Source organism: Roseiconus lacunae, from assembly GCF_008312935.1.
GTDB classification, from domain to species: Bacteria; Planctomycetota; Planctomycetia; order Pirellulales; family Pirellulaceae; genus Stieleria; species Stieleria lacunae.
In genome coordinates, this window is the sequence record NZ_VSZO01000014.1 from 276,285 (window position 1) to 291,012 (window position 14,728).

Annotated in this window: 10 protein-coding genes; 4 read left to right on the forward strand and 6 right to left on the reverse strand. The window is 54.1% G+C overall.

The genetic code is table 11. From position 1 onward, the window contains the following. Window positions 1–185 precede the first annotated feature (185 nt). The 3 genes from FYC48_RS19305 to FYC48_RS19315 form a co-directional block, all read right to left on the reverse strand. Complete coding sequence (locus tag FYC48_RS19305; protein WP_149498427.1) at window positions 186–1,205, reverse strand: hypothetical protein; 1,020 nt, start codon at window positions 1,203–1,205, stop codon at window positions 186–188. Window positions 1,206–1,641: 436 nt separating this feature from the next. Next, a complete protein-coding gene (locus FYC48_RS19310; protein WP_160149628.1) occupies window positions 1,642–2,718 on the reverse strand; it encodes a DUF1573 domain-containing protein in 1,077 nt (358 codons plus the stop codon). Window positions 2,719–3,411: 693 nt separating this feature from the next. Then, on the reverse strand, window positions 3,412–4,029 hold the full coding sequence (locus FYC48_RS19315; RefSeq protein WP_149498429.1) for a class I SAM-dependent methyltransferase: 618 nt from the start codon (window positions 4,027–4,029) through the stop codon (window positions 3,412–3,414). Window positions 4,030–4,195: 166 nt separating this feature from the next. Between FYC48_RS19315 and FYC48_RS19320 the strand changes: the two genes are divergently transcribed. The 3 genes from FYC48_RS19320 (at window position 4,196) to FYC48_RS19330 (ending at window position 8,762) form a co-directional block, all read left to right on the forward strand. Continuing rightward, window positions 4,196–5,083: a response regulator gene (locus FYC48_RS19320; protein ID WP_261345079.1), complete on the forward strand. Its 888-nt coding sequence runs from the start codon at window positions 4,196–4,198 to the stop codon at window positions 5,081–5,083. A gap of 394 nt (window positions 5,084–5,477) precedes the next feature. Next, entirely contained in the window at window positions 5,478–7,649 is a 2,172-nt protein-coding gene (locus FYC48_RS19325; RefSeq protein WP_149498431.1) for an AMP-binding protein, read from the forward strand. Between the two features lie 369 nt (window positions 7,650–8,018). Beyond that, a complete protein-coding gene (locus FYC48_RS19330; RefSeq protein WP_160149630.1) occupies window positions 8,019–8,762 on the forward strand; it encodes a hypothetical protein in 744 nt (247 codons plus the stop codon). Window positions 8,763–9,000: 238 nt separating this feature from the next. Here the strand turns inward: FYC48_RS19330 and FYC48_RS19335 are convergent, their stop codons facing one another. Then, entirely contained in the window at window positions 9,001–11,493 is a 2,493-nt protein-coding gene (locus FYC48_RS19335; RefSeq protein WP_149498433.1) for a serine/threonine-protein kinase, read from the reverse strand. A gap of 251 nt (window positions 11,494–11,744) precedes the next feature. Between FYC48_RS19335 and FYC48_RS19340 the strand changes: the two genes are divergently transcribed. Further along, complete coding sequence (locus FYC48_RS19340) at window positions 11,745–12,905, forward strand: hypothetical protein (protein WP_149498434.1); 1,161 nt, start codon at window positions 11,745–11,747, stop codon at window positions 12,903–12,905. 735 nt (window positions 12,906–13,640) lie between these two features. Here FYC48_RS19340 and FYC48_RS19345 read toward each other — a convergent pair. Further along, a complete protein-coding gene (locus FYC48_RS19345) occupies window positions 13,641–13,832 on the reverse strand; it encodes a hypothetical protein (protein ID WP_149498435.1) in 192 nt (63 codons plus the stop codon). A 99-nt stretch (window positions 13,833–13,931) separates the two neighbouring features. Then, on the reverse strand, window positions 13,932–14,660 hold the full coding sequence (locus tag FYC48_RS19350; protein ID WP_149498436.1) for a hypothetical protein: 729 nt from the start codon (window positions 14,658–14,660) through the stop codon (window positions 13,932–13,934). Window positions 14,661–14,728: the final 68 nt, after the last annotated feature.

Below are 14,728 nucleotides of genomic sequence, written 5' to 3' on the forward strand. Positions count from 1 at the left end.
GTCCTCCAGTCGGCAACCACTCATTCGAGAGGGGGCAACGGAATATTTCCCAAACGCAGCTCCACGGCTTCGCTGTGCGCGATGGGTAGGTGTTTTCAAATTTTGTCTCCACCTGCGTTCTTCACCACCGAGGTCGAAATGACTCCCGCCGACTTCCCCTAAACTCCCGGAAGAACACGATTGTCTTAACGCTCTTTTGCCGGGACTCCATCGATTGGCGAACAGAGCTGGAGCAAACGGTTGTCCTGATCAAGAATCTTTGTAACAAAAAGCTCATCATCGAGTGGCTCGTTAACTTTGATCCAACTGAAGTCAGCGATCAGCGTCGAAGTGCCCAAGACCTTGTTAGAATTCACCTCTTTGCTTTCAACTTTTTCACGCACTATTTTATCTGGTAGTTGAATCCCATGGTGCAAGGAAAAAAAATACGATTCCTTCCAAGTCATGACGCGTTCACCATTTTGCTGCGTGAAAAATTCAACTACTGACCTTGGTACCATATTCTGTCGGTCAAATGTAACGCGACGGTCTCTTAATTTAGTATCTTTGACTTCAATAAAGACGCGACTCTCATCCAGTTGAATTTTCTTGATATTCGCTTTTAATCGTCGTCGTTCTGCAGATCGCTTTTCATCACTTTGAAGACGAAACGAAGCAGGGAATCTGTATAGACCGATATTCTCAATGTCAGGGGTGTTGTACAGATTGCTGAATCCTCCCTCCATACTGGTGCTGGCCATGCGGAGATCAGGTCGTAGCCGAAGCGATGTGGCTCCATTAAAGCTAGCGCCCGCAATCAGCTGATCAGTCCTTCGCGCCTCGACATCTTTCTTAGGCCGAACCCAGCTATCGGTCGTCGAACGCTCGACGGCCAAGTATCGTTGGCTTCCGTGGTCGAACAACATCCGGACATACGTTACGGTCTGGACTATCGGTGCCTTGTCGCTAACCCATGACGAATCCATCTGTATAAGAACGTCGTAACTTTCCAGCGCTTGAAGGTTTGACGCGTAGCCTGACAGAATTGACTCTACCTCTTCGCGACGGTCATCGTCGTAATCAAACCTGTCTGCTTGGCCATGGGCGACCAGCGGCCACGCAGCTGCAACGAAGAAACTGAGCAATCCACCGAGCCATTTGGTGAGATTCCTCGGAGATGAGAAGCGGAAAAACTGCGTCTTGATGTAGCTTGCTGTCGGTATCACGGCTGACAATCTCCACACTCATTGCCAGTCAAAACGACCTTCGGGAACGGAAAGGTAAGCACTGATGTCGAAAAGTCGGATCTGCATTTATTGTAAGGACTACACAACTTGCATTCTGTCATCATGATACAATCCGTCTCGTAGTTCCAGTCATTCGTGTAGTCGTCCTTTCCGCATTCACCAGGCGGTGGTGTGAGCGGGTAGTCAACTTGCGAAACAGGGTGGTAGAACGTCGAAAATGTCCCGGAAGGGCATTCCCACTCCATCCCTTCGTCACAAGGGAAATCGACGCAAGTGGTATTGGGGATTCCAATCACACTTTCCATATCCTCACAGGTCGGTCGGTAGATGTAGTAGCAGTCCGCCAAGGCGTTTGTTGTCATCAATACGCAAAAAAACGTACCGGCATACAGGGTTCTGAACATTTGAAACGGCCTCAAGGGGTTGGAGGATTCGCAATGCTGGAAAAATGAACTCGCGAAGACAAGCCTACAACGCGAGAGGCGGTGACGATGTGCCATGAAATTTCTGTTCCGGCATCAGCAACCTCCGCAGGAACGGCCAGCTTCTCTCGATCGCAATTGACATGCAGTCGGTAAATACCTTTCCCGATTCTGGTGCATTTGACAGCGAGTTTCAGTTCGCCCAATTTCGCGCTAACATTCGGCGGGCGATCGTTCGCTGGACGATCTTTCTCGTCGTGCAAATGAAGGATTCCATCCGCCCCGATCTTCTCATCGTTTCCACGGAAGATAAGTGTCCGAGGCGAGAGCTCGATGTCCTTTGCTTGATAAAACACCAGCGACATATGATCAACTGTTTCACCAGCGTCATTCATCGCATTAAGAGTGGTAAAAAAACCTTTCCTTGGAAGAAAAAGCGGTTCAACATCAATGATTACTTGCCACCCTGAATCTGCTGGAGCCAATTTGGCAGACACGCCATCGTTCGATGGTGACATCTCGAAAGAAACTTGTTTTGGTAGCGTTGGGGGTGTTAGAAAGAAGGGGACCGCTAGCTGCTGTCTCTTGACGTCAGCATTGATCTCCTGAGATACCATCTCTTTGCCGAATGCGACCATCCCAGCCAGTCGATAACGAACCGCTAACGTGATATCGTGCCGGTCGCCGCGTCCCGAGACCAGTCGTATCTGAAATGCCTGTTCCGCGTTGCGACGAATCATCTGGGTGTTCAGGGCAAGCTCCAAGCGAACGGTCGCCCCAGCAGCTATCGTGTCCTTATCGAAGCTTACCGAAGTGCATCCGCAACTTGCCTTCAGATCTTTTACGGGGAAATCGAGATCAAAATTGTTAATTAAGTCAATGTGAACGTTTCCTTTCATGCCGATTGGCAGTTCACCCAGGTCAACCTTCACATGGTACAAGCCCTGGCTGAGCTGCTTTAAGACGACTTCGTGGGTGGTCTCGAAACCTAGCTTCTTTTCGTCGGCTAGCGAACTTACCCCTACCGTAAGTAGTGGCAGCATCACAGCCAATCTGTTCAGTATTTCCAAGGCCGTACTCAGCATCAAACCGCCTCAAAATGTAGAGGTGCAAAAGCTTTTAGTGCCTGTTAACTAACAATTCTGGCCGTGGCCCAGCAGGTGGCTCAGTGTAGCCCTGCAGAGGGCTGTAGGGTACGCCCTTGGATGTTGGAATTCAAAGCTTCAAAGCAACTCGAATTAAACCTGGTAACAAGAAAGCATCGGTTTCCTACCTTTGTTAGACGAGAACTGCCTCTCGCCTTGACATGGACACTTGGTTTGCGGGCAATCTAGGTACGTGAACAGAAATCATTCAGCAAAGCGGTGCAGAGACGGCGTGTAGTTCACTTCACCAAGTCCTACAAGCTTCGTCGTTAAGGTGCGCAAGAGTGTTATAAACCGTTCCCAAGCATCTGCGGGCATTAGTTGATATTTTAGATTCTTGCACCACCGGTCGATTGCATTTGAGTTCCCGGCTTTAGGGTGGACGGTTATAGACAAGCAAGCCTCGCTCCCCCGACGCATCGGCTGATGCCCTGAATGCCCGGCTCCCTGGTGTGAAAGGACACATCGTCCAGGTTCATCAACGTTGCCTGGTCGATTTCATGTGGTCAACAGGCATGATCTTATCTGATTGGCTCCAGGTTTTCGCTTTGAAGGTTCTCGAGGTTTGGTGAACGAGAATCTCTTATTCTGACGCGTAATACTTTCCCGCCGCAGGGATCAGCGTGAGCTCTTTCTCCAGGCTCGCATTTCGTTGGGGCCGATGAACATCAATAGCATCGCTTCGTTTGCCGCATAGCGATCAAAGACGTCTTCGTGGAACTGATCTTCGCCCGGCCACGGATAGGAGTACATCAACCCAAAGTCCTCGAGGTCGACTCCCCAAATCTCGTACGGGTTTTCTCCCGAATGCCCGACCGAGGGCAAGGTCGAATCGAACGCCAAGTCCTCCGCACCGGGCGGCAAGAAATCACCGTGGAAAAGCTCGACCGTCGCCGGCCAGTCACTCAGTGTCTGCCGTGCTTGGACGATCAAATCAGGATGGGATTCCACCCCGTAGGATGCCAAGCCGAGTGAGTCGGCAAGGCAAGCGACGGTCGCAAATCCGCATCCCCACTCCAAGAACCCACGGTTGATCGGTCGGTGCTTCTCAAGCAACCAAGTCAGTGTTTGGTAAACGAGTTCGTAGTCGGCGGCGACAAACTGCGCCGCGTGATGCTGATTCCAGCAATCTTGGAACGCCTCGATGCGTTGGTGCATCTGGCGAAGTTTTTTCGCGATTGCCGAATCGACCGGACGTGTGTTGATGTGCGACGGCAATTCGATGGGCGTCAACATGCGGGAACTTTCGCGATACAGGGGGTGAAGTCAACGCAGTTGAAACGACCGAGAGATCAAAAGCGCAGGCCAATCGGCCAATTGACGTCGCGACGCAACATCGCCGCACATCGCATCGCCGAAGAAGTTATCATTGAAGCATCCGATCGCCGGAGTGAAAGCCCCCATGTGCCGTGTCTTAGTCGTTGATGATAGTGCCACCCAAATGACGTTGATGACGTCAATCTTGCGCGGCCGAGAGTTTGATGTCGATACCGCGTCCGACGGTGCCGAAGCGATCGGGCGTGTCGCCAAGCGGGCGCCGGACCTCATCGTCACAGACATGCAAATGCCGGAAGTCAACGGCGTTGAATTGATTCGCAGAATGCGTTCCGAAGCGCCGATGGTTCCTTCGATCTTGGTGACCGCGTTCGGTACCGAAGGACTGGCCGCCGAAGCGCTCGGCGTCGGCGCTTGCAACTATATCTCGAAAGATCATTTGGGCGTTTTGCTTCCCGACACCGTCCATCGCATGTGTCAGCTTTTACAAGCGAACCGAGAGTCGCTCTATTTAAAAGCGGCCCTCTCACGACGCACGTTCGAATTTGTTCTCGATAGCTCGATCGAACGCTTGACGCCTTGCGTTTGTTTGTTGACGCGGATGCTTGCCGCGATGAATGTCTTGCACACGGTGGATCGATTGCGAATTGCCGAGGCGATTCACTACACGCTGCTGCACTGCATCGTTCACGGGAACTGTGGCGAGCCTCTCTGCGAGAAACCCTACTCGATCGCGGACGCCATGGAATTGGTCTCCGCGCGTCGCCGGGAGGCAGGCGAAGCGTCCGGCGACCGCTGCGTGACCCTTCGCGTTTCGGTCAAATCCAGCGAGGTCGAATTTCTAATCGGTTTTGACGGCGATGGGCCTTCGATCCGGCAGTCCCCGATGCCGGGAACACCGCAAAGTTTCGCCGACGAACGCGGACGTGGGATGCTGTTGCTAACCAGCGTGATGGACCAATTATTCATCGATCCGGTGACGCTGGACCTGCGTCTGACGAAGTACCTCGATTAATTTTCGCGGTCAGCCTCGCTGCTTCGTTCCATTGGAAAAGACGGATTCGAGTCATCAGCCGACGGGCATTAGCCTCGGTTGTTGTACCGAAACCGTGGCTGACGCCATGCGGTTGATCCTTACATCGAGTTGGAACGAAGCACGAAGATCGAAAGGCGGCAATAGAAAATCTTTAGGTCGCTTGGGGCCAGAGTTTCGTTCCCGATGGATGACTGGTTGAGCGACCGATACGTTCGACGCGGTTTTGACACGACATCCGGCGACAGCGAACCAGACGAACCTTAATGCCGTGCCGACACCGATGCCTTGAAAAGGGGCGCGACGTTAAGCTATACGATTCGATTGGGACGCCGAGACGCTCCGTTTTACTTACAAAGGATTTTGAAGCTTCACGATGGACACGAAGACGCTACCGGAGTGCGTGCGCAGGATGGCCGAAAGCCAGGGGGATCGATTGGCGATCACGTTCTTGACCGAACTGTCGCTTGCCCAGCAGCAGCCGCCCGACGAAGTCACCTACGCGGAGCTTTATGAGCGTTCGCTGTCTGTCGCCGCAGCCCTCCGGGAACTCACACCGCAACCAGAAAGCCAATCGGACGCCCCCGTTCAGCCCCGAGCCGCGTTGCTTTTTCCTCCCGGCATCGACAGTGTGATCGCATTCTTGGGAACCCAGCTCGCCGGCTGGATTCCCGTCCCCAGTTCGTTTCCTCGGCCGCATCGCGAAATCCCGCGACTGAATGCGTCGGCCAAAGATTGCCAACCGTCGGTGCTGCTGTCCGATCAATCCAGCCTCGAAACGCTCGCCATCGACAAGCTTGACGAAAGCCTTCGCAAAGTTCCGCACCTCGCGATCGACCAACTTGTTGTTCCGGTAGGACGTTCGCAGACAGCCGAGGTCGTTTCGCCACATGCGACCTCCGGTGACGCGATCGCGTTGTTGCAGTACACCAGTGGCAGCACCAGCGCCGCCCGAGGCGTGGTGCTCAAGCATCGGCACGTGATGTCAAATCTTGAATCGATCCGGCGTGGCTTCGGTTTGCGATTCGCATCCGACCAACCCGAGGCGGATGGTAGCTCAGCTTACGAAGTCGGCGTGTTCTGGTTGCCGTTTTACCACGACATGGGATTGATCGGCGGCATCCTCGCCCCGCTCTACTCCGGCGTTCATGCCGTGCTGATGAGTCCGCGTAGCTTTCTTTCTCGACCGATCCGCTGGCTGCAAGCGATCAGCGATTATAGGGCGACGATTTCCGGGGCCCCTAATTTCGCCTATCAACTTGCGGTCGATCGAATTCCATCCGGCAAGGCAAACGCGATCGACTTGAGTTGTCTTCGGCTGGCGTTTTGTGGTGCCGAGCCGATTCAGTCGCGGACCCTGGATGACTTTGCCAAGCAGTTCGCCGCGAACGGATTTCGATCGTCGGCATTTTATCCATGTTACGGCTTGGCGGAGGCGACGCTGTTGGTCACCGGATCGCAGCTCGACCAAGCCCCGACGGTCCTCTCGCTACGACGTTCTGATTTTCAGCAAAACCACATCGAACCATTGACCGCAGACCAAGCGGTCCGGATCAGTCGCCGCGACCGCGTCGAGTTGGTCAGTTGTGGCCAATCAGTTTGGAATACTGATCTAGTGATCGTTGACCCCGATACCTCGACGCGGTTACCGGACCGAACGGTAGGTGAGATCTGGGTTCGGGGAGGTAGCATCGCCGAAGGATACTGGAGCGGTGGACACGGCCGGTTTGACGCAACGACGGCCGACGGCCAGTCCGGTTTCTGCCGTTCCGGTGACCTTGGGTTTCTCCACGACGGTAACCTTTATGTCACCGGACGACGCAAGGAAATGATCGTCCTGCGCGGACGGAACCTCTATCCACAAGACATCGAAGCGACGGTTCGGCAAACACTCGAACAGGTCTTTGCGGGATCGGACAACGTCAACGCTTCTGACTTGGCGATGTGTCGGGCGGCGGCATTTGCGGTTAGCGGTCATCGAGGCGAAGTCCTTGCGATCGTCGCGGAAGTCCCGCGGCAGGTTGACCAAGATCACGCGCTTGCGGATCTTTCACGGCAGATTCGGCATCACGTGATTGATGTTCACGACACCGACCCGCATCACATTTGGCTCACGCGACCGGCGACGATTAATGTCACGACGAGCGGCAAAACTCGACGCGTCGATTGTCGGCAAGCGTTCCTATCGGGTGACATTCTAACGCGCTATCGTTTTGATCGTTCCGCTTCCGGCGAACAAACCCCGATCGCGTTTCCCGAGTTACCGCGAAACCCTCGACCGAACGATCAGCCCGAGTTGCAACAAAGAATCGAAACCTGGATGGCGGAGTGGTTGGTCGCCCGTGCCGGCATCGACCCAAGCGAATTCACTCGCCAGCGTCCGCTTAGCGAGTTCGGCCTGGACAGTCTTTCCGCCGTTGAACTCAGTGGAGAAACAGAGGACTGGACCGGCGTCGCGCTCTCTCCGGATGTCGCGACCGATAATCCGTCCGTCGCCTCGCTCAGTCGTTTTATCTCCGAACAATATGTTGCCAATCGAGGCATCTGAACAATATGTCGCCAATCGAGGCATGCAAGTCCGGCTTGCGAGCACCGTGACGCGCGAGAAATGCGGTCCGGCGATCCCACTGCTTCGACAACCACCGAAATTAGGATCAGCCGATTGGCGTTAGCCACGGTTTCGATGACTGCAGCACTAAAAAACCTCCCCTTTTATCTTCCTGTAAACAAATTTGGTGACCTCGCTCAAAGTTGACCGAGGCGGGATTGCTTTAGTTTCTCATTCTCGCGTTTCCCTCGGCAGGTTAAGGAATGCTCTGGACACGCGTTGCGGAAAGACGGTATCCAGCGACCTGAGAGCGTCTACCGATGTTGGAGAATAGTGCCGATGGGGATGTTGATTTACAAGCCGACTCGGATGCTACTGCCGTACGCGCTCGTGTTGTTATCGCTTGCATTTTTTGGTCAGAAAGAAAAAGAGGATACTCGGACCGAGGATGACTTTCGGGTCAAACCGATCCATATCAAATCAGTCGAGACCGGAGCCAAGCTGCCTAACTTTGCCGGACTCGAAGGCGGTTTCCTCGACTGGGCCGACGCGACTGTTCAGACCTTGGCCGCCCGCAAAGCGGCGTCGACGCCATCAAAAGTGTATTGGGTTCCCTATCGTAGCCACGATTGCATAGAAGCACGATTTCGCCAGAACCTCGGGTTCGAGAAAGCAAAGATGCAACTGGCGTCATGGACTGCAAAAGACGAAGCGAAGATCCCCGTTGTTTTGGTCAAGCTTTACGAAAGGCAAATGCGATCATCATTCGCCGACCAGTTGGATGAAAGCGGTAACCTTCTTGGTCGAAAGCCGAGGCTAACGCAGGATGGCGATCAATTCACGGTTTCGTTGAACTCGACTCCCTATGCGTTCTCCGCTTTGGCGTCAAAATCCGGTGTCACGATTCCCGATTCGATTCGAGCTCGCTACCTCGATGAAGAGACTGCTGGCATTTACGCGGTTGTGCCGGGCACGCATCCGTTGAAATCTCGCAGTCCGTCAAAAGGCGAAAAGACCTTTTGGGCTATCTGTCTGCTCGGGGGCATCGGTTGGATCATCCATCGCCGACGACGCGGCGAATGGTTCGGTCGAGTCGGTACCGAATTCGCGTAGGCTTCTTTGCGTGAACGTCAGAACAAGCCCGTCAAATGCGTCGACCAAACTCGTTCCATCGTTTGTGTCGCGCAACACAACTGCTAATTAAAACCCCTTCCCCCTTTTTCTGTCCCGGCGATCCCACTGCTTCGACCACCACCGAAATTAGGATCAGCCGATTGGCGTTAGCGACGGTTTCGATGCAATCACCCGTCGGCTGATGAACCGAACCCAGGCCAATGAGGTCGACGAACCGCTAGTCGTCTTGCGAGACGTAAGCGATGACTCCAAAACGAGCGTGGCTATACGGTTGTCCCAAATCGATTTCCTTTGCGAAGAGACTGCGTCGGTAGTCCGCATCGGATACCGAGCCGACTGTATTCAACGGATCGGTGAGTTCGGGAAAACGAGATCGAACCGTTTGGTTTTCGGCGACTTCAAGAAAACGTCCCGAGCGGTATTCCAGCAAAATATCTCCCGATCTGTCGGCAAAGATCACGTTCACATACTCCGGTGCGATCGCCGGGATCAGTTCGCGAAGTCGTTCGCCCAGATCAAGTTCGATCACATTCATCCCAAAAAATTCGCCCATCGGATCATAAATCGCTGCGATTCCGCTGACGACCAAGGGGGAATGATGGTTGGTCGACAAGTCATCGGAAAATTGATCGTTCGTTCCCAGTAGCGCCGCGCCGGGACGTAGCTGAGCGAGTAGGCGGGTTTCCGGCGAGGCTGAATCAGAGTCGGTCGTTTTCAATAGCCGAGTCGGAAAGCGACGCGGTTGCTGGCCTACCGAAAACCGTTCGGACCGAACGAGTTCGCGTAGCTGGTTTTCGTTTTCCTGCTTGTAACAAACCATCGCAAGATAGGCTGGGTTCGCGTTTAGAAAGCCATCGAACAACTCACCTTGTCGGTCCAGCCATTGTTCCGGTGTTTGGATCGTATGATCAAACGCAGGCATGTCGCTTGGACGCGGCGACGATGAAGCCAAAACCTCGACTTGATCGTCGGAAGCGTTTGTCGTCTCGATACCTTCATGACGGTTCGCGTTTTGCGACACCGTGATCGCGGACATCAGTGGTAAATCGGTGATGAAGTGCAAGTCACGCTCCAGCGCGCGGGCTTCGGATTCCAATTTGGCCTCCAGGTCACCGGTGGTTTCGATCGCAGATGAGAGTCGCGACGCGGACAATCGCACGCGGGCTCCTCGTTCGGTCAGGACGAAGGCACCGAGGCTGATGATGACTAGCGATACGGCCAGTAGAAGAACTTGTGTGAGCGTCGGGTGACGCATCATCCAATGCGACACGCGACTTTTTATCGGTGCTTGATAGGCATGCACGGGCGCCCCGGCCATGAAGCGTTGGACCTCCTCGGCAAGCTCCGTCGCCGACCGATACCGCTGATACCTGGCCCTGGAAAGTGCTTTCATGCAAATCGCATCCAGCTCTGCCGGAACTGTGGAATTGCGATGTTTGGGGGCGACGACATCGTTCGACACGATCCGTGCGAGGAAGTGCTCACGTCCGATGCTTGATCCGGTTACTTCTGGTGTCGCGTGGTGCGGGCCGACGCCGGTCAAAATCGTGTAGAGAATTCCGCCGAGACCATAGACGTCCGTGCTCACGTCAACTTCGTCCAAACGCCCGGCCGCTTGTTCCGGTGCCATGTAAAGTGGGGTCCCGATCACTCGTCCGGTCGACGCGGAACTTGAGTCATGCAAATCGCCAGGCTCGCTCCGCCCAGCGACTTCATAAAGCCCGGTCTTGTCGTTGACTTTTGAAAGGCCCCAATCGAGCAGCGTGACTTGTCCGAATTCGTCCAACGCAACGTTGGTTGGTTTTAAATCCCGGTGGATCACTTTCTGGGAATGTGCATGGCCGACCGAGTGACAGACGCTGACGAACGAACTGAGTAATCGGTGCAACAGCATTTTATGTTCGGCCCCGGTCTGCCTCCGCTCATGGAATTCGTCGATCGCGTCGCTCATCGTGCGGCGTCCCAGAAAACGCATCACATAGAACGCCTTTCCGGACTTTTCATCGTGGCCGAACTGATGGATCGGAACAATTCCGGGATGTTCCAGCCGCCCGGTGATTTCGGCTTCCCGACGAAAATGCTCCAGGGCGATGTCTCCTGCCCTGGCACCATTGGTAAGTTCTTTCAAGGCGACGTAGCGATTAAGATTCTCGTCGCGAGCAAGCCAAACCGTGCCGAGACCGCCTTGTCCGATTTTCCGTAGAAGCGTGTATCGCGAGCCGACGCTACGGTCTTCGATTTGTTCGAAGGCGATAAATGAAGATCCGCCCAATCCCAAAATTGAAGCCAGCCGTCCGTCAGGGTTCAGTGCCGCGATCAGTCGCGTGTTGAGGTCCTGGTAATTCTTTGCGTTTTGCGAAGACGCCTCTTGATCGGCTTCATTCAAAAAGCGAACCGACAGTTTCTCGATCTCGCTTGCTTGGTCTTCGCTCAAAAGTGACAACTGTTTCAGGTGCTCGACCAATTTGACGGGACCGAACGCCGTCCAGTTTCTTGTCACAAAGGCGAGCTGGGATTCGGTGATCAGACGGCTGTCGCGAAGTGCAACCGCAAACGCCAAGTCGTGTAGTGACTTAGCGCGAATCGATGTCACCGTATCGCCGGTCTCTTCTTCGGAATAAAAGCAAGGAGCCGTCGCTTCCAACCGCCAATCACGAACCGAGAATTCCGTTTCGTCATCCGCATCGTTTTTTTGGGCGGGATCGGTCATCGACTCCTCGTTGAAAATTTTTGTCCGGATGTGGGCGGGGCAAACCACCTTGCGACTCCGCTGCGACAGGACTCGACTCGCCGCAGTGCTTGAAAGTTGGTGTCACGCTGGACGGTCAAGATCATCATAGTGCCCCGCCAATTTTAATCTCCTAGCAACTCAAACGAATCTAAATGGTGCCACCCACCAAATAAGTTGACTTTGCCGGCAACGATGCATAGATTGAACGCACCCCCTAGACGGAGAGTGCGATGCCTCGACCTCAGCGGTGTGAACAGTTCACAGCAAGCGACATCTGCGTCGTTCATGTGACTCAGCGTTGCGTACGCCGGGCGTGGCTTGCCGGCGTGGACCCTGTTACCGGCCAAGATTATTCGTTCCGAAAGGAATGGATCCGCCGCAGGATGGAGGCCCTTGCTTCCGTCTTTGCTATCGACGTGCTCACGTATGCGATCATGAGCAACCACTTGCACCAGGTTCTGCGCAGCCGGCCCGACGTGTGTGCTCAGTGGACCGACGAGGAGGTCGCCATCCGCTGGCTGCGTGTTTTCCCCGGCAAACGCCTCGAAGAGCACCTTGCCGAACCGAGCGAAAACGATGTCAAAATGCTCGTTCGCAACAGGGAGCGGATTCAACTGATTCGATCACGGTTGTCCGATATCTCCTGGTTCATGCGTGCTTTGGCGGAGCCGATCGCACGGATCGCCAATCGGCAGGATGAATGCACGGGACGCTTCTGGGAAGGGCGTTTCAAAGCACAACGAATTGTGGACGAAGCCGGCCTGCTCGCTTGCAGCATGTACGTGGATCTCAATCCCGTCCGAGCGGCGATGGCTGCCAGTCCCGAGGGCACTCCGCACACCAGTGCATACGATCGGGCGAAATCCCGGAGCGGGGAGGAGATCCCGTCAGCCGCATTTGACCTCAAGCCGGTGGATACCGAGGAGGCCGGCCGCAAGGCTCGTGAGACACCCATCGATGAACTTCGCAAACAACGAATGCAGAAGCGTCGAAGTCCAACGGGAAAACGAGTTCTCCGAGATGCTTGGCTCAGCCCAATTCGGATCAAGCCCGACAAGCTTTCTAATGACGCAGAGGTTCACACCGAGGGGGTTCGCAGCAGTGATCGCGGGTTCCTTAATGTCGACTGGGAAATGTACTGGGAATTGCTGTGCTGGACCGCGAATCAACGTGTCGATGGTGTGGCCAGTAAAATTCCCCAGGCACTGTCCAGCCTGTTGAGCCAAGTTGGGGTCGACACCTCGATGTGGCGCGACTTGGTTTGGCACTGGCCAAAGTACTTTGGCAAATCGTCGTGTGTCGGCAGTCCGGATTCGATGAAAGCACACGCCAAAGAAGCCGGTCGCCACCATCACCGAGGCCAAGCGCTCGCCGCGACTTGTTTTAGCTAATAGAACTTAGCCAGGCTCGCCTCCGCACTACCGCTTCTGACCACCGGGGCTAAATCCCCAGTCTTAACGAGCGCAACTTGGTCGTTAAACGCAGTTTTCAACGCTGCCATCGGAAATTCACTTCGTCGTTTAGACGGAAGTAGGCCCCCGGCCCTCCACGCCAGCCAGGCTTATCTAGCAAAGCGTCACTCGTAAGTTGGGTGGCACCATTCGGAAGACTTCTCGGTGGAGTGTTTCGGGGCATTCAATGTCGTTCGGCTCTCCGAGCCGTAAACGCTAGATGCATGCGCTGTCGGCTCGGAGAACCGAGCGACATTCGCCAGATGACGCACGATTTGGCTTGGCTGTCTTTTTTTAGAAACAATCACCCAATAAGTGGGTGGCACCATTCGGAGATCCTTCTGGGATCCGGTGAAGGAAGTTAAGGGCCCACTGTTTATCGAAAACACATTGACGTGGAAATCATTGGGCAAACACGATGGTTCGGACCGCGAGCGGTGGGTCCCAATATCCTTCAACGGAAAGTATGCATTGCCTCCCCCGGGAGAGCACAAGACTGAATTGCAGCTGAATTTTCAGTGGGTCCGTGATGGTTAAACTAGGGGATGTGATCTCACGAAGCTAGCCAATACCCCTCCCGTAAGTTTTCGCCGTTATTTTGACGGGTTTTTCCCGGAATCCTCTGACGATTGAATCCAAACAGATCTCAATGGTGCCACCCACCAAGAAAGTTGTTCATCGCTTTTGCTGCTGCAGCAGGATTTGTTCGAGCGACGACGGTGGTTTGGTTCTGGGCGTTTGGTTTTGATCGATGATCGGAGAGACCGCTCCGGCGTTGTCTGCCGAGAGGGCGGCCGAGACGACATCGAGCGTTCCCGACGTGACAGTATCGGTGATATGTGGGTGACACCATTCAGATTCCCACAAGAACTAAGACAGCCGATGGCACCAACTGAAGATTGCGTGGGCATCCCCTGGTGCCGATCCAGGCCATCGTCCAGGTTGCTGCAAGTTGGATGGCCGTTGCTAACTTTTTGGGAAAGGCGCCTTGGTGTGCTCGAACCAGTCAATGCCGCTTTTGGACCCAACCTCTGTGGCGCGATCTGGCGGTAGATAGCAAGCTAAAGGTTTTGGGCCAAACCCAATCGGGTCTTCATCTAGGCGTTCGAAGCGATGTGATTCGACCGGGGACAAATCGAAGTGTTTGATTCCGTTCGTGTGTAGCAGTGTTTTTAGTTTAGAAGAAACCCAAACTTTCGTCGGCAGTGGCCATACTAGAAATAGGTCAGATCCATCATGCTGTCCGGGATCGAGAATCATTTTTACATTTGTACATGGGGTGTACTTGTGATTTCCAAACCGGTTTCGATCGATCTCGGCAATGCCTGATAGCGGGCTTGCTGAGCCTCCCCAGCCTGTGACAACTAATTGCCAAAATTTAGTTCTTTCTGGATTGTGCGGAAAGGGTATTCTTGCATCTGCAGCGACGACTTCGTATCCCGTGATCTTAGCATCACGGAATATATTAAGCAGCGTATCTGAAACGAAGATACTTGGAGGTGCCGCACCGGCGATGATTAGATCGCCGAAAGCTTTCTTTTGAATGACGAATTTGCATGGCTTTTGGAAGAGAAACGCATGGTCGAGTTCATCTCGCACTCTTAATTTGGCGTTGGTACGATCTAAGTCGCAGCCGCCAAAGAATTTGCGTTTCAAAAAAAAGAAGCCGTCAACCCTGGTGTCTGTGCTAGTCAAGCCCATACTCCTTTACCAATTTCCTGGCGAACTCAAAGATTCGTGCCGTGTCGTGATTTACTTCATTC

Excerpts from the sequence above, each read along its gene's own strand:
- FYC48_RS19325 (WP_149498431.1), top strand. The coding sequence starts at position 5,478 with ATGGACACGAAGACGCTACCGGAGTGCGTGCGCAGGATGGCCGAAAGC.
- FYC48_RS19315 (WP_149498429.1), bottom strand. The coding sequence starts at position 4,029 with ATGTTGACGCCCATCGAATTGCCGTCGCACATCAACACACGTCCGGTC.
- FYC48_RS19335 (WP_149498433.1), bottom strand. The coding sequence starts at position 11,493 with ATGACCGATCCCGCCCAAAAAAACGATGCGGATGACGAAACGGAATTC.
- FYC48_RS19340 (WP_149498434.1), top strand. The coding sequence starts at position 11,745 with ATGCCTCGACCTCAGCGGTGTGAACAGTTCACAGCAAGCGACATCTGC.
- FYC48_RS19330 (WP_160149630.1), top strand. The coding sequence starts at position 8,019 with ATGCTACTGCCGTACGCGCTCGTGTTGTTATCGCTTGCATTTTTTGGT.
- FYC48_RS19320 (WP_261345079.1), top strand. The coding sequence starts at position 4,196 with ATGTGCCGTGTCTTAGTCGTTGATGATAGTGCCACCCAAATGACGTTG.